Source organism: Hyphomicrobiales bacterium (assembly GCA_002869065.1).
GTDB lineage: Bacteria > Pseudomonadota > Alphaproteobacteria > Rhizobiales > Rhodobiaceae > Rhodobium.
Genome location: PKTR01000003.1, coordinates 191,349 through 215,350 on the forward strand (window position 1 = coordinate 191,349; position 24,002 = coordinate 215,350).

Annotated in this window: 22 protein-coding genes; 16 read left to right on the forward strand and 6 right to left on the reverse strand. The window is 64.6% G+C overall.

Annotated features, from left to right (window positions below; genetic code table 11):
* Positions 1-22: 22 nt before the first annotated feature.
* The 13 genes from C0606_11660 to C0606_11720 all read left to right on the forward strand — a co-directional run bounded on the left by C0606_11660 (position 23) and on the right by C0606_11720 (position 15,623).
* A complete protein-coding gene (locus tag C0606_11660) occupies positions 23-889 on the forward strand; it encodes a Fis family transcriptional regulator (GenBank protein PLX37331.1) in 867 nt (288 codons plus the stop codon).
* Between the two features lie 125 nt (positions 890-1,014).
* On the forward strand, positions 1,015-2,535 hold the full coding sequence (locus C0606_11665) for an aldehyde dehydrogenase (protein ID PLX37152.1): 1,521 nt from the start codon (positions 1,015-1,017) through the stop codon (positions 2,533-2,535).
* Between the two features lie 103 nt (positions 2,536-2,638).
* Positions 2,639-3,061: a DUF779 domain-containing protein gene (locus C0606_11670; protein PLX37332.1), complete on the forward strand. Its 423-nt coding sequence runs from the start codon at positions 2,639-2,641 to the stop codon at positions 3,059-3,061.
* A 94-nt stretch (positions 3,062-3,155) separates the two neighbouring features.
* Positions 3,156-4,838 carry a hypothetical protein gene (locus C0606_11675; protein ID PLX37153.1) on the forward strand — a complete coding sequence of 561 codons (1,683 nt, stop codon included), beginning with the start codon at positions 3,156-3,158 and terminating at the stop codon, positions 4,836-4,838.
* A 254-nt stretch (positions 4,839-5,092) separates the two neighbouring features.
* Positions 5,093-6,784 carry a 2-acylglycerophosphoethanolamine acyltransferase gene (locus C0606_11680; protein ID PLX37154.1) on the forward strand — a complete coding sequence of 564 codons (1,692 nt, stop codon included), beginning with the start codon at positions 5,093-5,095 and terminating at the stop codon, positions 6,782-6,784.
* A 208-nt stretch (positions 6,785-6,992) separates the two neighbouring features.
* Positions 6,993-7,859: a quercetin 2,3-dioxygenase gene (locus C0606_11685; protein PLX37155.1), complete on the forward strand. Its 867-nt coding sequence runs from the start codon at positions 6,993-6,995 to the stop codon at positions 7,857-7,859.
* 188 nt (positions 7,860-8,047) lie between these two features.
* The gene (locus tag C0606_11690) at positions 8,048-9,001 is read left to right on the forward strand and encodes an ABC transporter permease (protein ID PLX37156.1); all 954 of its coding nucleotides are present in this window, start codon (positions 8,048-8,050) and stop codon (positions 8,999-9,001) included.
* Between the two features lie 104 nt (positions 9,002-9,105).
* Positions 9,106-9,987 (forward strand): ABC transporter permease, encoded by an 882-nt coding sequence (locus tag C0606_11695; protein PLX37157.1) that lies wholly within the window; start codon positions 9,106-9,108, stop codon positions 9,985-9,987.
* Positions 9,984-10,778: an ABC transporter ATP-binding protein gene (locus C0606_11700; protein ID PLX37158.1), complete on the forward strand. Its 795-nt coding sequence runs from the start codon at positions 9,984-9,986 to the stop codon at positions 10,776-10,778. The genes C0606_11695 and C0606_11700 overlap by 4 nt, the downstream gene beginning before the upstream one ends.
* A gap of 27 nt (positions 10,779-10,805) precedes the next feature.
* Positions 10,806-11,519: a DNA/RNA nuclease SfsA gene (locus C0606_11705; protein PLX37159.1), complete on the forward strand. Its 714-nt coding sequence runs from the start codon at positions 10,806-10,808 to the stop codon at positions 11,517-11,519.
* Between the two features lie 165 nt (positions 11,520-11,684).
* Positions 11,685-12,518 carry a type I methionyl aminopeptidase gene (map, locus tag C0606_11710; GenBank protein PLX37160.1) on the forward strand — a complete coding sequence of 278 codons (834 nt, stop codon included), beginning with the start codon at positions 11,685-11,687 and terminating at the stop codon, positions 12,516-12,518.
* Positions 12,519-12,529: 11 nt separating this feature from the next.
* Positions 12,530-13,240 carry a hypothetical protein gene (locus C0606_11715; GenBank protein ID PLX37161.1) on the forward strand — a complete coding sequence of 237 codons (711 nt, stop codon included), beginning with the start codon at positions 12,530-12,532 and terminating at the stop codon, positions 13,238-13,240.
* Between the two features lie 127 nt (positions 13,241-13,367).
* Positions 13,368-15,623 (forward strand): bifunctional diguanylate cyclase/phosphodiesterase, encoded by a 2,256-nt coding sequence (locus C0606_11720; GenBank protein PLX37162.1) that lies wholly within the window; start codon positions 13,368-13,370, stop codon positions 15,621-15,623.
* Between the two features lie 26 nt (positions 15,624-15,649).
* On the opposite strand, the gene C0606_11725 is transcribed toward C0606_11720, so the two are convergent.
* From C0606_11725 to pcaD, 4 genes are all read right to left on the reverse strand, one after another.
* On the reverse strand, positions 15,650-16,078 hold the full coding sequence (locus C0606_11725; GenBank protein ID PLX37163.1) for a cytochrome C: 429 nt from the start codon (positions 16,076-16,078) through the stop codon (positions 15,650-15,652).
* Positions 16,071-16,478, reverse strand: coding sequence for a Cu(I)-responsive transcriptional regulator (gene cueR, locus C0606_11730; protein ID PLX37164.1), 408 nt, complete (start codon positions 16,476-16,478; stop codon positions 16,071-16,073). The genes C0606_11725 and cueR overlap by 8 nt, the downstream gene beginning before the upstream one ends.
* Before the next feature lie 152 nt (positions 16,479-16,630).
* Positions 16,631-16,963, reverse strand: coding sequence for a cytochrome C (locus C0606_11735; protein PLX37333.1), 333 nt, complete (start codon positions 16,961-16,963; stop codon positions 16,631-16,633).
* A 118-nt stretch (positions 16,964-17,081) separates the two neighbouring features.
* The gene (pcaD, locus tag C0606_11740) at positions 17,082-17,864 is read right to left on the reverse strand and encodes a 3-oxoadipate enol-lactonase (GenBank protein ID PLX37165.1); all 783 of its coding nucleotides are present in this window, start codon (positions 17,862-17,864) and stop codon (positions 17,082-17,084) included.
* A gap of 148 nt (positions 17,865-18,012) precedes the next feature.
* Here pcaD and C0606_11745 point away from each other — a divergent pair, with 148 nt between their 5' ends.
* Positions 18,013-18,942 carry an ATPase gene (locus C0606_11745; protein ID PLX37166.1) on the forward strand — a complete coding sequence of 310 codons (930 nt, stop codon included), beginning with the start codon at positions 18,013-18,015 and terminating at the stop codon, positions 18,940-18,942.
* Complete coding sequence (locus tag C0606_11750; GenBank protein PLX37167.1) at positions 18,939-20,195, forward strand: VWA domain-containing protein; 1,257 nt, start codon at positions 18,939-18,941, stop codon at positions 20,193-20,195. The genes C0606_11745 and C0606_11750 overlap by 4 nt, the downstream gene beginning before the upstream one ends.
* Positions 20,196-20,219: 24 nt before the next feature.
* Here the strand turns inward: C0606_11750 and C0606_11755 are convergent, their stop codons facing one another.
* Positions 20,220-21,938 (reverse strand): hypothetical protein, encoded by a 1,719-nt coding sequence (locus tag C0606_11755; protein ID PLX37168.1) that lies wholly within the window; start codon positions 21,936-21,938, stop codon positions 20,220-20,222.
* A gap of 122 nt (positions 21,939-22,060) precedes the next feature.
* Positions 22,061-22,567, reverse strand: a complete 507-nt coding sequence (locus C0606_11760; GenBank protein ID PLX37169.1) for a 4-hydroxyphenylacetate 3-monooxygenase — start codon at positions 22,565-22,567, stop codon at positions 22,061-22,063.
* A gap of 496 nt (positions 22,568-23,063) precedes the next feature.
* Between C0606_11760 and C0606_11765 the strand changes: the two genes are divergently transcribed.
* Complete coding sequence (locus C0606_11765; protein PLX37170.1) at positions 23,064-23,999, forward strand: branched-chain amino acid ABC transporter permease LivH; 936 nt, start codon at positions 23,064-23,066, stop codon at positions 23,997-23,999.
* Positions 24,000-24,002 lie beyond the last annotated feature (3 nt).

Genomic DNA, 24,002 nt, shown 5'->3' on the forward strand with positions numbered 1-24,002 from the left:
GGCAGCATCGTGGCGCCGATCCATCGTCACGCACGGCCTCGACCCCGCGGAACACCGCGCGCCCGAACGGCTCGATGAGCCGGCGCTGAAAGAAAAGTGCGAAAAGCTCGAACGCTTTCTGACCATCGCCGCCCCCAAACTCGACCGGCTCTACACGCTGGTCGGCTCGTCGGGATGCGGCGTGCTCCTGACCGACGCCGACGGCGTCATCCTCGATCAGCGCTGCAGCGAAGCCGATGCGCAGGTGTTCCGGAAATGGGGTCTGTGGCGCGGCGCGATGTGGAGCGAGGCCGCCGAAGGCACCAACGGCATCGGCACCTGCCTTGCCGAAAAGCGCCGGCTGATCATCCATCGTGACGAGCACTTCTTCGCCCGCAATACCGATCTGAGCTGCATGGACGCACCGATCTTCGGCGCCGACGGCCGTGTCATCGCCGCGCTCGACGTGTCGTCCGCCCGCACCGACAAGACTGAGGATTTCAACCGCCTGATCGCGGCGATGGTGGCGCAGATGGCCGGCCAGATCGAAGCCGACTTCTTCCGCGCATCCTTCCCGCGATCCCGCGTCATCGTCGCCGAAAGCGACGAAACCGGCGATGCCATCCTGATTGCCGTCGACGAAGACGACATCGTCGTCGGTGCCAACCGCGCCGCCCGCCGCGCCTATGATCTCGGCAGCGAACCGGCCCTTCAGCCCCGTCCGGCGGCAGATCTGCTCGAAGGCCATACCGACGGATCAGGCTTCCAGAAGGCGGAACGCTCGACCGTCAAGCAGGCACTGATACGGGCAAACGGCAACGTCTCGGCGGCCGCTCGCGAACTCGGAATCGGCCGAGCAACCCTCTACCGGCGCATGAAACGGCTCGGTCTCAGCGAAAATGACGGCTGATGTGTCTCACATCTGAGACAGGCTTGCGAAGCCAAGTGCCGCGCCCATCCTGACTTTCAAAAGCCGACTACACATCCTCCCGAAGTGCACGGGCACAAAGCCCGAAAACCCTGGGAGGAATATCCATGAATGTTGTGCCGCAGATCGCGGATCATGCCGCTGCGCCCTTCAAAGCCCGCTACGACAACTTCATCGGTGGCAAGTTTGTCGCGCCGAAAAGCGGTCGCTACTTCGAAAACACCTCGCCGATCACCGGCAAGGTGATTTGCGAGATCGCCCGCTCCGACGCCGCCGACATCGAGGCCGCGCTTGATGCCGCCCACGCCGCCAAGGACGCCTGGGGCAAGACCAACGTCGCCCAGCGCGCCTATGTGCTGAACCGCATCGCCGACCGGATGGAAGAAAACCTCAACCTTCTGGCGCGCGCCGAAACCTGGGACAACGGCAAGCCGATCCGCGAGACGACCGCGGCCGACCTGCCGCTCGCCATCGACCACTTCCGCTATTTCGCCGGCTGCATCCGCGCGCAAGAAGGCACGCTGTCGGAAATCGACCACTACACGATCGCCTATCACTTCCACGAGCCGCTCGGCGTCGTCGGCCAGATCATCCCGTGGAACTTCCCTCTGCTGATGGCGGTGTGGAAGCTCGCGCCCGCGCTCGCCGCCGGCAACTGCGTGGTGCTGAAGCCGGCCGAACAGACCCCGGCCTCGATCATGGTGCTGATGGAACTGATCGGCGACCTGCTTCCCGCCGGCGTGCTCAACGTCGTCAACGGCTTCGGTCTCGAGGCCGGCAAGCCCCTCGCCTCCAGCCCGCGCATTGCCAAGATCGCCTTCACCGGCGAAACCACCACCGGCCGACTGATCATGCAGTACGCCTCGCAGAACCTCATCCCGGTGACGCTCGAACTCGGCGGCAAATCGCCGAACATCTTCTTCGAGGACGTGCTGGCCGCCGACGACGAGTTCTTCGACAAGGCGATCGAAGGCTTCGTGATGTTCGCGCTGAACCAGGGCGAGGTGTGCACCTGCCCGTCGCGTGCCCTCATTCAGGAATCGATCTACGACCGCTTCATGGAACGAGCCCTCGCCCGCGTCGCCGCCATCAAGCAGGGCAGCCCGCTCGATCCCGAAACCATGATCGGCGCGCAGGCCTCGTCCGAGCAAATGGAGAAGATCCTCTCCTACATCGACATCGGCCGTCAGGAAGGCGCCGAAGTGCTGTCGGGCGGTGAGCGCAACCATCTCGGTGGCGACCTCGAAGGCGGTTTCTACATCAAGCCGACCGTCTTCCATGGCAACAACAAGATGCGCATCTTCCAGGAAGAAATCTTTGGCCCGGTGGTTTCCGTCACCACCTTCAAGGACGAGGACGAAGCCCTGCACATCGCCAACGACACGCTCTATGGCCTCGGCGCCGGCGTGTGGAGCCGCGATGCCAACCGCCTCTACCGCTTCGGCCGCAACATTCAGGCCGGCCGCGTATGGACCAACTGCTACCACGCCTATCCCGCCCATGCGGCCTTCGGCGGCTACAAGCAGTCGGGCATCGGCCGCGAGACCCATTCGATGATGCTCGACCACTATCAGCAGACCAAGAACCTGCTGGTCAGCTACAACCCGAAGAAGCTCGGCTTCTTCTGATATCCCCCGGGAGAAGTCCGCACTTCTCCCCTCTCCGCGAGGCCTCTCGCGCGGGCCCCCTTCGGGGGGCCCGATGGGCGGCCGCGACAAACCGGAGACGGTCATGAACGACACCCCCATCTCCTGCGCCACAAACGGCGCGCCGCTGCCCGGCACCGAGCCGCTCGCACGGGTGACCGCGACACCCGCCGCCCGCGAGCTGATCGCCGAGATCCGCGCCGATCACGGCGACATCCTGTTTCACCAGTCGGGTGGATGCTGCGACGGTTCAGCCCCGATGTGCTACCCGACGAGCGACTTCATCATCGGCGACACGGACATCAAGCTGGGCGAGATCGACGGCGTCGAAGTGTTCATTTCCGGACCGCAATTCGAGGTATGGAAGCACACCCAGCTCATCCTCGACGTGGTGCCCGGACGCGGCGGCATGTTTTCGCTCGACAATGGCCGCGAGCGCCGCTTCCTCACCCGCTCGCGAGTGTTTTCCGAGGACGAACTGCAGGCGCTGGAGCACAGCGCACGCTGACGGTCCGACGGGGCAAGGGCGCCGCCACACCAACCCGATTCACGTTTTCTCCAGAGCTTTTTGAGATCATCGCTCCGAACCAACGGAGATCGCGATGCTCAACTGGCACCGGCTCGGCTCAACCGCCTACGCCAACCAGCGCTACGATACGCTTGTCCTGCTCGAGGGGGTCGTGAAGACACCCTATCTCGACACCGCATCGCCGCCGGCACCGACCATCGGCATCGGCTTCAATCTCGAATATCATCTCGGCACGGTACTGCGCGCGATCGTCGGCAACGCGCACTGGAGCCAGACGCTCGAAAACCGGCTGCAGGCGGTCATCGATGCCGGCTTCAGCTCGGGCCAGAACACGCTACTTCAAGACCGCCTGAATGCGGTCATGCGGGAGTGGCACAACACCCGCGACAGCGACGTCCCGACCACCTTTGCATTTGCGACGACAGCCCAGATCAAGGCCGCGCTTGCCACCGTAAGCACCGAATACGAGGATATCGTCACCGCCAAACTCGGCGATATCCCGGACTCCGAAGAACGCGTCGCGCTGTTCACCCTCGCCTATAACAGCCCGGCCCTGATCGGCCCGAAGCTGACCGCCGCGATCCAGAACGGCAACCGCGCCGAGGCCTGGTACGAGATCCGCTACAATTCGAACGGCAGCGAGAGCCTCGGCATCGCCAATCGCCGCTACGTCGAGGCCGACACTTTCGACCTGTTCGACGACGACAGCCCGAGCAAGGCCGAGGCAATGAAGATCGGCCGCATGTATGCCGATCACCGCGACGACATTCTCAGCTACGAGGCGAGCTTCGATCCCGTCAGCGCCGGCGTAACCAAGGGCGTCGCCGGCATCGCCTCGATCCTCGACGAATACGCCCCGGCGGTCGCAAAGCTCGAAGCCGTGTTCGATATCGGCCCGGCCTTCAGCTTCGAGGAGCTGCAGGTCGCGAGCAGCGGCAACCGTCGCCTCACCGGCGACGGCACGGCTCACGACGACAGCGGCAACAACCAGGACCTCCTGATCGGCTCGGTGCACGCCAACCGGCTCAGCGGCAATGGCGGCAATGACGGCCTCATCGGTCTTGGCGGCAACGACGCCCTGTTCGGCGGTGGCGGCAGTGACTGGCTCGACGGCGGCGCCGGCAACGACACGCTCAGCGGCGGCGGCGGCAACGACCGCTACGTCTACTCCGGCGGCAACGACAAACTCGTCGAACGGCCCGGATCCGGCAACGATTTCCTGATCATGCGCGACGCCGGCACCCTGCGCGCCGCCAACATCGAACATCTCGCCATAGACGACGCGCTCGGCGGCCTCGCCCGCGTTTTCGGCAACGACATACGCACAATCGACCTGTCCTCAGGCAACGACCGCGTGACGCTCGTCATCAACAACGTCAAGGCGCGCGCCAGCGACGTCACCATCGACACCAGTGGCGGCAAGGATCGCATTGCCATTGTCGACCGAACCGACTGGAGCGACTGGTCGGACAATGGCGACCCGGCCAAGACCTTCACCTTCGAACACTTCAACGGCAACGACCGCATCGACCTGCGCTCCTTCGACATCGACAAGGTGGTCACCGGCACGGAGGGCACGACGCTCTCCACCGGCCTCGTGCTGATGGCACCCGACGCGGTTCTCAAGAAGGGCGGCTCCGTGCTGATCGAAAACACCACCGGCGACTGGGTGATCGCCAGCATCGACCATGCCGCCGACGACACGTTCGGGCCCGCTTTCAGCGGCAACATCACCGAGGACAGCTTCCTGATCTGACCCCGAACTGACGCTGGGGCAGATACCGCAGGCCTCCGAAATTCCCCCTAAGTCCCTCAGATATGGGCGGATTGACGCAACGTTTCCCTGGGATTTCCCTTGGCAATCGGGCCGGAAAGCGGCAAACTCCGTCGAGCAAAGTCTGGAAAAACCGGCAACGGGTGAACGGGCTCGAAAATACGGGGAAGCGCATCGGGACCGGCCGCATCGGGCATCGACAAGACCGGCGGCCTTGAGACGCGTGCGAAGGCACAATGACAGATCATTCAGCAGGCGCGGGAGAAATCCTGCGCGAAAACGGGCAGCACCCGTCGACGGAGCACTGTCCGACATCCGAAAAGGCGGCACCGGGCGCGGCACCCGGTATCGATCCTGACAAGGTCTATCACGCGCCCGAGCCGCCACGACCGATCGATCCCGCCTTCTGGAACCGCTCGCTGTTCGAAGCACTGCTCGACACCCGTACCCGTTTCGGCCGCGACCACGTCGCGCTGGAAGACGCCGAGGGGCAGGTTCTCACCCTCGACAAGATGGTGCTCGCCGCCACCATTCTCGGCAGGAAGCTCGAAGCGCTGACCGAACCGGGCGAGCATGTCGGCGTCATGCTGCCGAATGTCGCCGGCGTCGCCGCGACCTTCTTCGGCCTGCAATCGGTCGGCCGCATCCCGGCAATGCTGAATTTCTCCGCCGGCCTGCGCAATCTGCAGGCGGCCTGCACGGCAGCGGCCGTCGAAACCATCGTCACCTCGCGCCGCTTCGTCGAACTGGCCGGCCTCGACGATGTCGTCACCGCGCTCGGCCACTCGCGCCGCATCATCTGGCTGGAAGATGTCCGCGCCACCATCGGCACGCTCGACAAGGTCGGCGGCCTCTTGCGCGCCCGCTTCGGCGAAGGCGGCATGCGCCGCAAGGCCGCGAAACCGGAAGACGTCGCCGTCATCCTGTTCACCTCGGGCAGCGAGGGCCTGCCGAAGGGCGTTGCCCTCACCCACGCCAACGTACTGGCCAATGCCGCCCAGGCAATCGCCTATTTCGACCTCAACGAAGACGATCGCATCTTCAACCCGCTGCCAGTGTTCCATTCCTTCGGCCTGACCATCGGGCTTATGCTGCCGCTGTTTGCCGGCATCATGGTCGAACTCTACCCCTCGCCGCTGCACTACAAGCAGATCCCCGGCGCCCTGGCGAAATCGAAATCGACCATCCTGATCGGCACCGACACCTTCGCCGGTGGCTGGGGCCGCATCGCCAAGCCGGACGAAATGCGCTCGCTGCGTCTCGTCGTGCTCGGCGCCGAACGTGTGCGCGAACAGACCCGCGAGCTGTGGCACAAGAAATTCGGCGTCGACCTGTTCGAGGGCTACGGCGTCACCGAGACCTCGCCGGTTCTGGCCTGCAACAAGCCGACCGCGCAGCGTATCGGCACCGTCGGTCGCCTGTTCCCCAAGATCGAGGCGCATCTGACGCCGGTCCCAGGCCTGCCCGGCTGCGGCCGCCTCATCGTGCGCGGCCCGAACGTGATGGCCGGCTACTACCGCATCGACAATCCGGGCGTGTTGGAACCCTGCAGCGGCGAGCACGACACCGGCGACATCGTCTCCATCGACGCCGACGGCTTTGTCGCCATTCGCGGCCGCGCCCGGCGTTTCGCCAAGGTCGGCGGCGAGATGATCTCGCTGGCCGCTGTCGAAGCCTTCGCCTCGACCGCCTGGCCCGACGCGGCGCACGCCGTCGTCAACCTGCCTGACCCGAAAAAGGGCGAAACGCTGGTGCTGGTCACCGACCAGATGGACGCCGACCGCGAAACGCTCGTTCAGACCGCCCGCGCGCAGGGCATTTCCGAATTGATGATCCCCAAGCGGATCGTCGCCGTCGACGGTCTTCCGGTGCTCGCCACCGGCAAGCTCGACTATCTCGGCATTCAGGAAATCGCCAAGGACGTCTGACGGCGCCCGCGACTGTCGACCCGCACCCGTTATTTCAGGGGATGTGAACGCGGATTGTTCACGAGAGCGAACGCTGTGTTCAGTCCGGGCGGGCTTCACGGCAAGCGTAAAAGCACCATTTCATCGGCAACGAGAAATCGTCATCGGCCACAGGCTTTCACGTCCGCCATCGCGCAGGCGCAGCCGGCGGCAACGACACGAGGATATCATGACCGCTGAATTCACCCCCGCCCACCCCCGCACAATCGTCCGCACGACCCGTGGCGTCGAGGCCACCGACGGCGCCGGCGTCAACATGCGCCGCATCATCCATCAGCCGGAACTGGAAATGCTCGACCCCTTCCTGATGCTCGACTGGTTCCACTCCGACGAGCCGCAGGACTATCTCGCCGGTTTCCCGAACCATCCCCATCGCGGCTTCGAGACCGTCACCTACCTGATGCACGGCCGCATGCGCCACTGGGACAACAAGGGCCATGAGGGCGTCATCGAACCGGGCGGCATCCAGTGGATGACCGCTGCCGGCGGCATCATCCATTCCGAAATGCCGGAACAGGAAGACGGATTGCTGTCGGGTTTCCAGCTCTGGGTCAACCTGCCTGCCGCCCTGAAGATGAAGCCGGCCGGCTATCAGGAGTTCGACAGCGCGGAAGTGCCGGTCGAGGAACATGACGGCGTCTCGCTGCGCGTCATTACCGGCCGCACCGCCGGCGGCACCGAGGGTCCGGTGCGCGACATCTCCACCGAGCCGTTCTTTGCCGACATCCACTTGAAAGCCGGCGCGGCGCATTCTGAGCCGGTCGCAGAAGGCCACGCCGCCTTCCTCATGGTGCATGAAGGCACGCTCGAAGTTGCAGGTAGCGACGGCACGGCAACGACACTCGAAGCCGGTGACCTTGCCGTGCTCGGCGACGGTGACGGCGTCACCCTGACCGCCGGCCCGGAGGGCGCGAAGACGCTGCTCGTCGCAGCCCGGCCGCTGCGCGAGCCGGTTGCCCGCGGCGGCCCCTTCGTCATGAACACCCGTGAGGAAATCATGCAGGCCTTCGACGACTATCGCGCCGGCCGGCTTTGATGCCTCGCGCCGGTCGGCTGTGACCGGCCCGACGGCCTGCCCGGAGTTTACCGTCTGGCAACCCTGACGATTGACGCTCTGACGATTGACTCCGGCGGCGAAAAATCGTCTCTCGCTTGAGTGCCGGTCCGCCCCCGACCATTGCGGCGGACCTGTCACGCGCTGTTCAACGGGAGGAGTTCACCACCATGCGCAAGCTTTTGATCGCGCTCGCTGCTGCGACCACTCTGGTCGCGCCGGCGCAGGCCGCCGACAAGGTCACCGTCGCCGTTACCGCAATCGTCGAACATCCGGCGCTCGACGCCTGCCGCGATGGCGTCAAGGACGCCCTAAACAAGGCCGGCTTCACCGACGAGAACATGACCTTCGTGTACGAGTCGGCGCAGGGCAACCCGGCCACCGCCGCCCAGATCGCCCGCAAGTTCATCGGCGAAAGCCCGTCGGTCATCGTGCCGATCTCGACCCCGTCCGCGCAGGCCGTCGTCGCCGGCACCAAAGATATCCCGGTCGTGTTCACCGCCGTCACCGATCCGGTCGGCGCCAAGCTGATCTCGAACGCCGAAAAGCCGGGCGCCAACGTTACCGGCCTGTCCGACTTCTCCCCGCTCGACGACCACATCGCGCTGATGAAGGAAATCACGCCGGACGTGAAGAAGGTCGGCGTCATCTTCAATCCGGGTGAAGCCAATTCGGTGTCGCTGATCGACGGCCTGAAGGCCCGCATGCCGGGCGCCGGCCTCGAACTCGTCGAATCCGCCGCCACCAAGTCGTCGGAAGTGCAGGCCGCCGCCCGCGCCCTCGTCGGCAAGGTCGATGCGATCTACATCCCGACCGACAACACCATCGTGTCGGCGCTCGAAGCCGCGATCCAGGTCGCCGAGCAGAACAAGATCCCGCTCTATGCCGGCGACACAGACTCCGTGCCGCGCGGCGCCGTTGCCGCCATCGGCTTCAACTATTTCGACATCGGCGTGCAGACCGGCGCGATCGTCGCCCGCGTGCTGAAGGGTGAAAAGCCCGGCGATATCGCCGTCACCGTTGCCGCCGGCACCAATCTGGTGGTCAACCCGGCAGCGGCCGAAAAGGTCGGCATCACCATCCCGCAGGCGGTCATCGACCGCGCGACCACGGTCGTGAAATAAGCGGTATCGCTTGACGAACACGGACCGGGCGGCCAAAAACCGCCCGGTCTTTTGTTTTCGCGGCCCGCCTCACCGGACCGCACCGCGCGAGCGAGGGGATCCGCGTGAGTGAAATCGCATTCTTGGGCGCCGTCGAGCTTGGGCTCGTCTATGCCTTCGTCGGCATTGGCGTCTATCTCGCCTTCCGCATTCTCGACTTCCCGGACCTGACCGTCGACGGCTCGTTGCCGCTCGGCGCGGCCGTCTCCGCCGTGCTCATTCTCGCCGGCGTCAATCCGTGGCTGTCGACCTTTGCCGCGATGATCGCAGGCTCCATGGCCGGTCTCGTCACCGCCTTCCTCAATGTCCGCTTCAAGATCCTGCACCTTCTCGCCTCGATCCTGACCATGATCGCGCTGTTCTCGATAAATCTGCGCGTCATGGGCCGCCCCAACGTGGCGATCATCGGCGAGGAAACGGTGCTGACACCGTTCTACGGCCTGTTCGGCATCCCAGATCACTACATGCGCCCGCTGTTCCTCGCCGTGCTGGTCGCGGTCGTCGTCGTTATCATCGCCCGCTTCCTCGCCAGCGATTTCGGCCTCGCCATGCGCGCCACCGGCACCAACCAGCGCATGGCCCGCGCACAAGGCATCACGACGAGCGTTCATGTCTTCACTGGCATTGCGCTGTCGAACGCGCTGGTCGGGCTGGCCGGCGCGCTGTTCGCCCAAACCAATGGCTTTGCCGACGTCACCGCCGGCGTCGGCACAATCGTCGTCGGTCTCGCCGCCGTCATCGTCGGCGAGACGATCCTGCCGAGCCGGCGCATCGCGATTGCGCTGATCGGCTGCGTCATCGGCTCGGTGCTTTATCGCATCGCCATCCAGCTTGCATTGTCGGCCGACGTGATCGGCCTCAAGGCCTCCGACCTCAATCTCGCCACCGCCGTGCTCGTCGCCGTCGCACTGATCCTGCCCCGCCTGCGCAAGGGAGCAGCCCAATGATCCGCGTCGAAGACCTGCATATCACCTTCGCCAAGGGCACCCCGCTCGAAAAGGAAGCCCTGCGCGGCATCGACCTGACGATCGAGACCGGCGAATTCGTCTCCGTCATCGGCTCAAACGGCGCCGGCAAGTCGACGCTCCTGTCGGCGGTCGCCGGCGACGTACTGCCGACCAAGGGCCGCATCGTGATCGGCGATCGCGACGTCACCCGCTGGCCGACGGCAAAGCGCTCCGCCCTCGTCGCCCGCGTCTTCCAGGATCCGCTCGCCGGTTCCTGCGGTGCACTCACCATCGAAGAGAACTTCGCCATCGCCGCGGCCCGCGGCACCCGCCGCGGGTTCGGCTCGGCGCTGTCGGCCACGCGCCGGGCACTGTTCCGCGAGGCCGCCGCCGAACTCGGCCTCGGCCTCGAAGACCGCCTCGGCGACCGCATGGACCAGCTGTCGGGCGGCCAGCGTCAGGCGATGTCGCTGATCATGGCGACGCTGGCAAAATGCGAGGTGATGCTGCTCGACGAGCACACCGCCGCGCTCGACCCGCACATGGCCGAATTCGTGCTCGAGCTGACCCGCCGCCTCGTCGCCGAACACGGGCTCACCACCATGATGGTCACCCACTCGATGCGCCAGGCGCTCGATGTCGGCACCCGCACCATCATGCTGCACGAGGGCCGCATCGTCCTCGACGTCAAGGGCGAGCAACGCTCCGGCCTCGGCGTCGACGATCTGGTCGCCATGTTCCGCAAGGTGCGCGGCCAGGACCTCGAAGACGACGCCCTGCTGATCGAATAGGCCCCACATCGCAGCGAAGGACCCGCCATGCGCCTGCCCGAGACGCTCGCCACCGGCCGCCTCATCAAGCGCTACAAGCGCTTCCTTGCCGATGTGGAACTCGACAGCGGCGAGGTGATCACCGCCCATTGCGCCAATCCCGGCTCGATGCTCGGCCTCAACGCGCCGGGCAGTCGCGTCTGGCTGTCGAAGTCGGACAACCCGAAACGCAAGCTCGCCTATTCCTGGGAACTGATCGAGGCCGACGACACCCTTGTCGGCATCTCGACGGCACATCCGAACGCGCTGGTCGCCGAAGCGATCGAGGCCGGCACCATTGCAGAACTCACCGGCTATGAGCGCATGCGCCGCGAAGTGACATACGGCGTCAATTCCCGCGTCGACATTCTGCTCGAATCCGATGATCGCCCGCTCGCCTATGTCGAGGTCAAGAACGTCCACCTGCTGCGCCAGAGCGGCCTTGCCGAATTCCCGGACTCGGTCACCAAGCGCGGCGCCAAGCATCTCGTCGAACTCGGCGACATGGTCGAACAGGGCCACCGCGCGGTGATGATGTTTTTGGTTCAGCGCGGCGATGCCGATGAAATGGCCCTCGCCCGCGACATCGACCCTGCTTACGGTGCCGCTTTCGACGAGGCTTTGAAGCGCGGCGTGGAGGCAATCGCCTACCGCTGTTCGATCAGCCCGGAGGCGATCGAGGTGACCGATGCGGTCCCGATCCGCGACGTTTCGAGGGGCTGACACGGGACCCGGCTGGCCTTTGGCGCGAAAAGAGAGGCTGGAACCGGCGCACGAATTGGCTATATGTCGTAGGATTGCGGCCAAGCACGAAGAGTAACGCGCATGAAACGCGCCGGGCGACGAGCCGCCATCAGCCGAACAACAAACTGGACACGCGACCGCTTCATGACCACCTACGCCGACGCCGACACCCTGCCGCTCAAGAATACCGGTCAGATCCGCCTGCACGGACCCGACGCATTCGAGGGCATGCGCCGCGCCGGCCGACTGGCCGCGGAATGCCTCGACGAGGTCGCCCCGCTGGTGCAGCCGGGCGTGACGACCGAGGAAATCGACCAGTTCGTCTACAAGTTCTGCATGGACAACGGCGCCCTGCCGGCGACGCTCTATTATCGCGGCTACACCAAGTTCAGCTGCACCTCGATCAACCACGTCGTCTGCCACGGCATCCCGAACGAAAAGCCGCTGAAGGAAGGCGACATCGTCAACATCGACGTCACCTTCATTCTCGACGGCTGGCACGGCGACTCCAGCCGCATGTACCCGGTCGGCGCGATCAAGCGCGCCGCCGAGCGCCTCATCGACGTCACCTATGAATCGCTGATGCGCGGCATCGGCGTGGTCAAGCCGGGCGGCCACACCGGCGACATCGGCGCCGTGATTCAGGACTATGTCGAGGCCGAACGCTGCTCGGTCGTGCGCGATTTCTGCGGCCACGGCGTCGGCAAGCTGTTCCACGACACGCCGAACATCCTGCACTACGGCCGCCGCGGCGAAGGCGTGGAACTGAAGCCGGGTATGATTTTCACCATCGAACCGATGGTCAATCTCGGCCGGCCCAACGTGAAGGTGCTGACCGACGGCTGGACCGCGGTGACCCGCGACCGCTCGCTGTCGGCCCAGTTCGAGCATTCGATCGGCGTCACCGAGGACGGCTGCGAGATCTTCACCACGTCGCCGAAGGGCCTTCACAAGCCCCCCTACGACACCAGCGCCTGAGGAGGCGGGCGATGCCGGACGATCCTTCCGGTTTTTCCGAAGCGAGCGCCCAACCCCATTTCCACGGGCACCGGCAGCGCCTGAAGCAGCGTTTCGTCGAAAGCGGCGAGGACGCTCTTGCCGACTATGAGCTGCTCGAACTCGTGCTGTTCCGCTCGATCCCGCGCCGCGACACCAAACCGATCGCCAAGACGCTGTTGGAGAAGTTTGGCTCGTTTGCCGAGGTGATCGCCGCGCCCCGCGCACGCCTGCTGGAAGTGCCCGGCATCGGAGAGGCGACCGTCACCGACCTGCATCTGATCTTCGCCTCGGCACGCCGCTTCACCCGCGGCCAGGTGCGCGGCCGCACCGTGCTCGCCTCCTGGAGCGCCGTCATCGAGCATTGCCGCGCTTCGATGGCCTTTTCCGACCGCGAGCAGTTCCGCGTGCTGTTCCTCGACAAGAAAAACGCGCTGATCGCCGACGAACTGCAACAGACCGGAACGGTCGATCACACGCCGGTCTATCCGCGCGAGATCGTCAAGCGGGCGCTCGAACTCTCCGCCACCGCCATCATCCTGGTGCATAACCACCCGTCCGGCGATCCGACCCCGTCGCGCGCTGACATTCAGATGACCAAGCAGATCGTCGATATCGGCGAGCCGCTCGGCATTGCCGTGCACGATCACATCATCGTCGGGCGCGACGGCCACGCCAGTTTCCGCGGGTTGAAACTTATTTGACCTTCAACCGGAAAACCTTCCTTAACCTCAAATAATCACCCAGGATTTACCAGTTTCCTGCGGGAATTCTTTTACACATTAGGCCTAAAGTCCGCTGCCAGTTGGTAGAAAACCAGGGGACAGGGACTTGGCCGAGGGAAATTCCGCGCGCCAGAAAGTGGGCATCGACACCGATTACAAGAAATCGGTCAGTCTTCATGTTCTCGCCCCGGTCGCAGCACTGTTCATCGCCATCATCGTCCTGACCGGTCTGATCGCCGGCTACCTTGCGCTGAACAGCGACAAGTCGCTGACGATGGTCGACCGCAGCGAAATCCAGGTCGCCTTCGACGAACTCGGCCAGCGCATTGCCCGCGAACATCAGCAGGCGGTCAACGAGGCACAAGGCACAGAACACTTCCAGGAGAAGCCCGAACGCCGGGAGCTGTTCGAACTGATTGCGCAGCACCTGATGTCGGCGCAGCATCATCTGGTACCGATCATTCTGCCCGACGGCGACAGCGAACCGCTGGTATTCGGTGTCGAACAGCTCGGCATGCGCGTCGAGCCCGAAGCGATCCTGTCCGATATCGTGCCGCTGTTCACCAGCGAAGCGTGGCGGGGTGACGTACCCCGGCGCATGGCCGCAGGAAGCTGGGCGAGCCAAACCCGCACGGGCTTCCTGACCGTTGCCGGCAAGCCGGCTCTGGTGGTGATCAACTGGGTTCCCGGCGGACAACACATCGAAGCCGGCAGCGATGACGGCCTCGGAAGCTTCCGCCTTGCCAGCGTTGTGTTTATCGACAACGCCGTGCTCTCCAGCCTCAACAAAAGCGCTGGACTGGCGGGCCTTCATCTCGATCACCCCGACCATGAACATCCGCACCATTCCAAGACGGTACTCGCCGACCCGGCCGGCAACGCCATCGCGACCCTGCTCTGGGACCGAGATCTTCCCGGCCAGGACTGGATCCGCGACACCGCGCCCTACGCGCTGGTCGGCGTTACCCTGATCCTCGGCCTGATCATTCTCATCCTGCGCGCCATCGGCGATGCGGCAACCCAGCTCAAGGCAAGCCAGAACCGCGCGCTGACGGAAGCCCTCACAGATCCGCTGACCAAGGCGCCGAACCGGCACAGCTTCGTCACGCATCTGGAAACGGCCCTCGCCGAAGCAAAGAACGGCGGACGCTGCCCGTCGGTGATCTATGTCGACATCGACCAGTTCAAGCAATTCAACGACACGCTTGGCCACGATACCGGTGATGCGATCATCCGCGCGGCTCTGCAGCACCTGCGCAGCCATTGCCACGACGGCGACCTTATCGCCCGTATCGGTAGTGACGAGTTCGCCATCCTCAGCACGGAAAATGCCGATCGCGAGGCGATGGAACGTGCCGCCTCGCGGATAACCGCCGCGTTCAACCAGCCGCTCGAATTCGGCGAACACACCTTCCCGATCTCGCTGGCGATCGGATCCACGCGGGCGCCGGAGGACGGCGACACGGCCGAAGAATTGATGCGCCGTGCCGACATCGCGCTGCATCACGCCAAACGCGACAAGAGCCGCGTCTGGGTGCACTTCCAGCCGTCGATGGAAAAGGACGTCCGCCTGCGCCACGAAATCGTCAGCGATCTGCGCAACGCCATCGCCAATGACGAGCTGTCGCTCAATTATCAGCCGCTGATGACCTCGGACGGCAAGACCGCCGTCGGCGTCGAGGCACTGCTGCGCTGGACCCATCCCGAGCGCGGCCCGGTCTCGCCGGCTGTGTTCATTCCGATTGCCGAGGAGCACCGGCTGATCGGCGAAATCGGACGCTGGGTGCTCAAGACCGCCTGCCGCGATGCCGCCGCCTGGCCCCACCTGTCGCTCGCCGTCAACATCTCGCCGCTGCAGATCCGCCAGACCGGCTTCGTCGAAGACCTCATGTCCATCCTCGAGGAGGCGGACTTCGATCCGACCCGGCTCGAGATTGAGGTCACCGAGAACGTCGTGCTCGACCACGCCGACACCGCCTCGACGATCTTCGACGCCATTCATCAGCACGGCATCCGTATCGCGCTCGATGATTTCGGCACCGGCTATTCGAGCTTGAGCTATCTGGAGCGCTTCCGCTTCGACAAGCTGAAGATCGACCGCTCGTTCCTGCGCAACATCGAAACCTCGCGCCCGGCCGCCGCGATCGTTCACACGGTGATCGCCCTTGGCGACGCGCTCGATGTCACGATCACCGCCGAAGGCGTCGAAACCCCCGGCCAGCATCGCTTCCTGCAGGCCGCCGGATGCCACCAGCTTCAGGGTTTCCTGTTCTCGAAACCGGTGACGGCTGATGTGATTTCAGAGCGCTTCGCAACCGAACAGGTCGACGAGACGCAGAACGCCATCGCTCGCAGCGCCTGAGCGGCACTGCAATTCACCCCCGTCCGTCAATAAATACCGTTTGCCCGCTGCAGCGTACGCACGAAGGCGATGATGCTTTCGACCTCATCGGGCCGCACATGGGGCACCGGCGGCATCGCCCCGAACTTCCAGTGATGCGGCATCACACCGATCTGCACGGCCCGGTGAAACGCGACGTCGCCATGGTGGTTGGGTTCATAGATGTTGTGAACGAGCGGCGGCCCGCCCGCGCCTCCGACAGCGTTTTCACCGTGACAGGACGAGCAGTTCTCGCTGAACAGCGCCTGCCCCGTCGCCGCCGCGCCCGAAAGCGGCGGCATCGAGATTTCGACCACATGGTCGAGCGCGTTTGCATCAGAAGCGAGCCGCTGCCAGGCGATTGCACCGCCCGCGACGACCACGGCGGCGGCGAGAGCGACCAGGGTCCCTTTCGAAGACCCGTTGCGCTCAGTCATCGCAACACCCCTTCTCACTCCCCGCGAGCCCTTCGAGAATCGGGCAGTCCGGCCGATCGTCCCCGTGGCAGGCTTCGGCCAATTCGTTCAGCGTCGCGCGCAGCGACTGCAGTTCGGCCACCTTGGCATCGATCTCGGCAATCCGGGTGCGCGCCAAAGCCTTGACGTCGGCACTCGCCCGGTTCTTGTCGTCGTAAAGCGAAAGCAGCTGGCGGCAATCATCGATGGAAAATCCGAGCCCGCGGGCACGCTGCAAAAAACGCAGCCTGTGAATGTCGGCATCGCTGTAATCGCGATATCCGTTGTTGCGCCGCGCCGGCGAGACCAGCTTGATCTCCTCGTAATAACGAATGGTTTTGGCCGGCAGTCCACAGGCCTGCGCGGCATCGCCAATGTTCATCCCTGATCGTCCATTTTGGTTGCCCGCCGAGACCCTGGCGGGACTACCAAGTAAAGGGCTTCCACCCCCCGGAAGGTCAAGTAGATAACGACGATAATCGCAAAGTTGTGACAGCAGAACAGCCGCCAACATTCCTGCGAACTGGAATGTAATTACTTCTGAATATGTTCAATGTAGCCGAGCAGAGCATCGATATCGGCCGGCTCCAGCGCCACCTCCGGCATGTCCTCATGACCGGTGACAATGCCCTCGGCAAGCGCCTCGCTGAGATCATCGACCGGATAGGATTGGCCGAGATCGCGAAAGGCCGGAGCCCCCTCGACCGAGCTGGCATCATCGGTACCAACCGCATGGCACGACCCGCACAGGCTCGTCGCCAGTTCCCTTCCCCGTTCAAGCAATGCGGAATCGTCCGCCTCGGCAAAAGCCGAAGTCGTATTTGCGAAAAAGAGTGCGGCGAAGACGATATTCGGCGTGCGGCGCATGGTGCCTCCCGGTACGACGTTCTTTTCGAACACCCCGGTTCTGTCCGGGGACTCGTGGCGTCATTGGATCACACGGTCGTCGCTTGCCCGACGCGCGTCAAGCGGATGTTTGCCGCAGTCATGCCGTCAGGAACGAAAGCACCGTCTCGTTGAAGGCCGCCGCCTGCTCGACATTGCTGAGATGGGCGGCATCCGCCAGCACGGCCAGCCGTGCACCCGGGATCGCGGCAACGATTGCCTCGGCATGCGAGACCGGCGTTCCCGGATCCTGCTCGCCGACGACGACCAGCGTCGGCGCGGTGATCGCCCTGATCGTCTCGCGCTGGTCCATGCCGCCGATCGCTTCGCACGAGCCCGCATAGCCTTCCACCGAGGTCGCGAGGATTATCGCCCGTATCCGTTCGATAACGTCGGGGTTGGCCGCACGAAACGGCTCGGTGAACCAGCGCTCCAGTGTTGCCGGCGCCATCGCCGCGAGCCCCTTCTCGCGCGCCGTCTCGGCCCGCTCGGCCCACATCTCCGGCGTCGGCATATGTGCCGATGTGTCGGCCAGAACCAGCTTGCCGACCCGCTCCGGCGCGTTGGTGGCCAGCCACATGCCGAGCATGCCGCCCTTCGACAGCCCGACCCAGTCGACCTTGTCGATGCCGAGCCCGTCGAGAACGGCGATCACATCGCGGCCCAGCCGGTCGAGCGTGTACGGGCCGGCCGGCGCCGAGGATCTTCCATGACCGCGATCGTCGTAGCGAAGAATGCGGAACCGGCCGGAAAAGGCCGCCATCTGATCGTCCCAGAGCTCCAGCGACGTGCCGAGCGAATTGGAGAACATCACCACCGGCAGGTCGTCCGCGCCGGAGAGTTCCGCGTAGAGCTCGGTGCCGTCATCGGTGGTGATCATCATGGCCGTTCCCCGTTTCCTTGTGAAACCCGACCACAATGGCCGGATTCGTAGTGTCATTGCCGGCGATTTTTTCCCAAGATGGCGGAAGAAACAACGCCGCGATTGCCCTATAGTGATCCGACAAGCAAAACCGGGAGGATACGCCAGCATGACCACCGAGGAGACCGCGCTTCCAGGCTCTATCGAAGACACGCTGGCCATGCTTCGCGCGGCCGGCTACGTCGCCGACCGGTCTCTCGCGACCGTGCTGTTCCTGTCGCTGTCGATGCGCCGCCCGCTGTTTCTCGAGGGCGAGGCCGGCGTTGGCAAGACGGAGATCGCCAAGGTCCTGTCCTCCTCGCTCAACCGGCCGCTGATCCGCCTGCAATGCTATGAGGGTCTCGACGTCTCGAGCGCCGTCTACGAGTGGAACTATGCCGCGCAGATGGTCGAGATCCGGCTCGCCGAGGCCGCCGGCGAGACCGACCGCGACCTGCTCGGCAAGGACATCTTCTCCGAGCGCTTCCTGATCAAGCGCCCGGTGCTGCAGGCGCTCGAACCGACCATGACCGGCGCGCCGGTGTTCCTCATCGACGAACTCGACCGCGCCGACGAGGCCTTCGAAGCCTTCCTGCTCGAAGTGCTCGCCGACAATCAGGTCACCATCCCCGAAATCGGCACCGTACGCGCCAGCGAGCCGCCGATCGTGCTGATCACCACCAACCGCACCCGCGAGATCCACGACGCGCTGAAGCGCCGCTGCCTCTATCACTGGGTCGACTATCCGAACGCCGAACGCGAACTGGAGATCGTCCACCTCAAGGTGCCCGGCGCCGGTGAACGGCTGTCGAAGGAAGTCGTTGCCTTCGTCCAGAAGCTGCGCGCCGACGAGGAACTGTTCAAGCAGCCGGGCGTTGCCGAGACGCTCGACTGGGCGACGGCATTGACCGAACTCGACCAGCTCGCGCTCGATCCCGCGATTGTCTCCGACACCCTCGGCGTGCTGCTGAAATACCAGGACGACATCGAACGCATTCACGGCTCCAAGGCGCATCAGATGGTCGAGGAGATCCGTCGCGAGCTGACGGTGCCGGCATGATCGACGACGGTGCCGGCGGGGCAGCTCAGACACCCTTCGAGCCGCCGGCAACCGGCGGCAAGCTTGCCGACAACATCGTCTTTTTCGGCCGCACCCTGCGCGATGCCGGGTTGCCGGTCGGGCCGGGCAAGGTCATCGACGCGATCCGCGCGGTCGAAACCGCCGGAATCGCCAACCGCGAAGACCTTTACTGGACGCTGCACGCGGTCTTCGTGTCGAAGCGCGAACACCGCGCCGTCTTCGACGAAGCCTTCCGCATCTACTGGCGCTCGCGCGGCCTGGTGAGCAAGCTGATCGCGCTGATGTCGCCGGTCGCCCCGCCGCGCGCCAACACCGAAAAGCCGAAGGCGGGTGCGGCCCGCGTCGCCAAGGCCCTGTCGCAGGGGCGCGAACAGCCGACCAACGTCGACAAGCCGCAGATCGAGATCGACGCCAAGCTGACCGTATCGGGCCGCGAAGTCCTGCAGAAGAAGGATTTCGCGCAGATGGATGCCGACGAGATCGCGCTCGCCAAAAAGGCGCTGCAGGCGCTGATCATGCCGATCGACGCGGTGCCCACCCGACGGCTCGTACCGGCTCCTTACGGGCGCCGCATAGATCCGCGCCGGTCGATGCGTGCGAGCCTGCGCGCCGGCGGCGATATCATCGCCATCCGCCAGCGCAAGCCCGATGTCGTGCGCCCGCCGATCGTCGCGCTGTGCGACATTTCCGGCTCCATGAGCCAGTACAGCCGCGTCTTCCTGCATTTCCTGCACGCGCTGACCGAACATCGCCGCCGCGTCCACACCTTCCTGTTCGGCACCCGGCTGACCAATGTCACCCGGCAATTGCGCATGAAGGATCCCGACGAGGCGCTCGCCGCCTGCTCCGATCAGGTCGCCGACTGGTCCGGCGGCACGCGCATCGCCGCCGCCATCCACGACTTCAACCGCCACTGGTCGCGCCGCGTGCTGAGCGGCGGGCCGATCGTGCTGTTGATCACCGACGGGCTGGAACGGGATTCGGATGAAGACCTCGCCCACGAGATGGACCGGCTGCATCGCTCTTGCCGGCGGCTGGTCTGGCTCAATCCGCTGCTGCGCTTCGACGGCTTCGAGGCACGCGCCCGTGGCGTGCGCGCCATGCTGCCCCATGTCGACGAGTTCCGCGCCATCCATTCGCTCGACGCGATCGCCGGCCTGTGCGAAGCGCTGTCGGGCGCCCGTGACCGAACCGGCGAAACGGATCCCCGCCGCTGGCTTAAATCGGCCTGACTCACGCAAGAAGGCCAGAATCGATCAGATCAGGAAATCGGCGGCGGTCAGATCCGCAAGCTTGGTGTCCTCGACGATCACCGTCGCGCCCGAACGCAGAACGAGATAGGCGTCGCCGTCTTTCATGAAGGCGTCGGCCTTGACCGCGGCAATTGAGCCGTAGCCGAAGGCCGTCAGGTCGATCACATCGATGCCGTCCTGAAAGTCGGTGATCCGATCGCGCCCGCCATTGCGCACGAAGACGAAGGTGTCGCCCCCCGTCCCGCCCTCAAGGCTGTCCGCTCCACCGCCACCGACAAGCGTATCGCGCCCGGCGCCGCCTTTCAGCGTATCGGCACCTGTCCCGCCGCGCAGCAGATCGTTGCCGGCGAAGCCGAACAGGCGGTCGTTGCCGCCATCGCCGGTGAGCGTGTCATGGCCCGCGCCGCCCGACAGTGTGTCGTTGCGCGCGCCGCCGCGCAGCAGATCGTTTCCGCCATCGCCGTTGAGAAGGTCGCGTCCGTCCTCGCCGAAGATCCGGTCATTGCCGCGTCCCCCGGAGGCCTCATCGCCGCCACCGCCGCCCTTTAGCGTGTCGGCACCATCGCCGCCTCTAAGACTGTCCTCGCCGGTTCCACCGACGAGCCGGTCGTTACCCGCCTTGCCGATGATGAGATCGTCGCCGCCGAGTCCGTTGAGCGCGTCACCCGAACCCGTGCCGTTGAGCACGTCGAACCCGTTCGACGGGCTGGTGCTGTAATCGACCTGCGGCCCCATGCGATCGAGTTCCCGTGTCGGCGCCGCATAGGATATGAACCCGTCACCGGTCGCTTCCGCCTGGAAGTTCTCGACCTTGTCGGCCTGATTGACATAGTCGACGGCAAACACCGGTTTGCCGTTGCCGAGGAAATCCTCCTTGAGGATCTGGATCGTTTCGTTGTCCGGCCGGAACGCGTTGTTCTCGTCCTTGTTGCCCCGGTAGTAGGTATCCTCGACACCGATCGCCCCGACCGCATTGAGGAAACGGGCTTTCAATGCACCGTGCCCGTCACCCGCATCGGCCATGATAAACGCGCCGTTCTGCAGGATGACGAAGAAGTCCGGATTGGTCTCGCGCGCGTGCTCGGTGAGCCGGACGATGAACCGCATCATCCGCACCGCCGCCTCCTCGACATTGGCGGGATCGCCGGCATGGTGCTGCGAATTGGGGACGGAATTGTCCTCCAACACCTCAACGCCCCAGTAGTAGTAGGCGTCCACGATGTCGAGATAGGCGGCGTCGAAGCCGCTCTTGACGATCTTGTCGAGCCAGCCGGTGCCGCCATCGTTGAAGATGACGTCCTGCCAGTCCTTGTCCCAATAGCGGACCTTGCGCGATTCCGGCCAGTCGGGATTGCTCGGCCCGAGCCAGTCGGGCGCCTTGTTGGTCAGCGGAAACGACGCCTTTGGCCCGTCATCCTCGGTCCAGTTACTCGGAACCTTCGTCCAGTTGTCGCGCCAGTGGCTGCGGAAGTCGCTCGCTTCGCCGATCGACATATAGGCGGCAACCACGGATTTGCCGCCCGGGCCGTCCTGGATGCGATCGATCTCGGCCGCCGAGAACCGGTCGCGGTCGAGACCGGACGAGGAAAAGTCCATGACAATGAGGTCGTGAGGCTTGTTGGCGAGCACATCGGCATCGAGCGGTTGACCATTGCGCCCCTGAAGCTGGTAGCCCCAGGTCTTCACGGTGATCGCGCCGTGCTGCGTCTTAAAAACCGCCATGTCCGCTCTCACTCCGCTGTCCACGCCAGATATCGCGCTTAACCTGACCCGCAATAGCGGCGAGCCGGAGGCATCGTCCAATCAAGGACGCGTGTAGGCTAGAACGAAAAGGAAAACGCGGATTAAAGCGTGCGGTATTCGCGGTCGATATGGAGCAGCGCGCCGCCCTCATCGCCGAGCGTCGCATCGACGACCCGGCCGATGATGATCGAATGGGTGTCGGCCTCGACGACCTGGTCGACCCGCACGTCGACGGCAACACGAGCAGCCGAAAGCACCGGCGCACCGGTCTCGAGAACATCCCACACACCGAGCCCGAAACGGGCGTCGACCGAAAGCCCGCCGCGCCCGGCAAAGGCATCGGCAATCGGCTCGGCCCCGGCGGCAAGCGTGTTGATGCAAAAGCAGCCATTCGCCTTGATCGTGGCATTGGCCGGGCTGCCGTGGTTGACACAGACAAGCACCGTCGGCGGCGCGTCGCTGACCGAGCACGCTGCCGTCACCGTGATCCCGGCGCGCCCCGCGGGCCCGTCGGTCGTCACGACGTGAACGGAGCCGCCATATCGGCTCATCGCGTCACGGAAGGTCTGCCGGTCGACTGCCGCCTCCGTCCGTTCCACCTGCCTCATGACCGCTCCTGTCATACGCACCTCGTCGCCAAGCAAAACGCGCCAAAATGTCCACGCGCCGGCATCCGTACTATCACGTTCCGGTGAGCGCCGCACAGTGTTCCGTCCGCCGCCCGGAGGCGTCGCACGCTTTCTGCCATGTAGGGCCGCCCGCGCAAAAGCCCATAGGGGCGAGCGTTTTTCCCGAAAAACACAATCGACCCGGGCTGCCTCGGACAAAATGGCAGGCAAATCCGGCGCTTGCGGGAATTGGTCGGCGAACGAACATTTGCACCTTTTTTCGGCGTGCGACCGCGGTAAGCGATTGTTTCGGGCGAAAGGAGTTGCTAGACGAAAGGACTAACGGGATACGGTTTTCTGCCGATGTCCCGACCAACAGACTGGCACGCGTCGGCGGAGAGCAAACGGCGTGCAATGTCAGTCGATCCTACAGAGCTCGAGCAGTTCGCGTTCGCCCAACCGGGCGGAGCCCTGCTCTCGGGGAACAGGTGGGGATATGGAGTATTTCCTGCAGCAGCTGATCAATGGGGTTGCGCTCGGGTCCATCTATGGACTGATCGCGATCGGGTACACGATGGTGTACGGCATTATCGGCATGATCAACTTCGCCCATGGCGACATCTTCATGATCGGCGCCTTCATCGCGCTGATCGCCATCGTCGGGCTCGGCCTGACGGCGTCCACCGGCATCGGGGTCCTGTTCATAGCCCTCGTTCTGGTGCTGATCGTCGCCATGCTGCTTGCCGCGGTCTATGGCTGGACGGTCGAGCGGATCGCCTATCGGCCGTTGCGCGGCTCGTTCCGGCTGGCGCCGCTGATCACCGCCATCGGCATGTCGATCACCCTGCAGAACTATGTGCAGATCACCCAGGACGCCCGCGTCAAGCCGCTGCAGCCGCTGATCTCCGGCGGCATCACGCTGATGGAGACCGAAACCGAGAACGGCCTGTTCGCGGTCCAGCTCTCCAATATCCAGATCCTGATCATCGTCACCACCGTGGTGCTGATGACCGGCTTCTCGCTGCTGATCGCCCGCACCTCGCTCGGCCGCGCCCAGCGCGCCTGCGAACAGGATCGCAAGATGGCCGCCCTGCTCGGCATCAATGTCGACCGCACGATCTCGCTGACCTTCGTGCTCGGCGCCGCGCTCGCCGCCGTCGCCGGCCTGATGTTCCTGCTTTATTACGGCGTGATCGACTTCTTCATCGGCTTCCTCGCCGGCGTGAAGGCGTTCACCGCAGCCGTGCTCGGCGGCATCGGTTCGCTGCCCGGCGCCATGCTCGGCGGCCTTCTCATCGGCCTGATCGAGACCTTCTGGTCCGGCTACTTCTCGGTCGAATACAAGGACGTTGCGGCCTTCTCGATCCTTGCGATCGTGCTGATCTTCCTGCCCTCCGGCCTGCTCGGCCGGCCTGAAGTCGAGAAGGTCTGATCG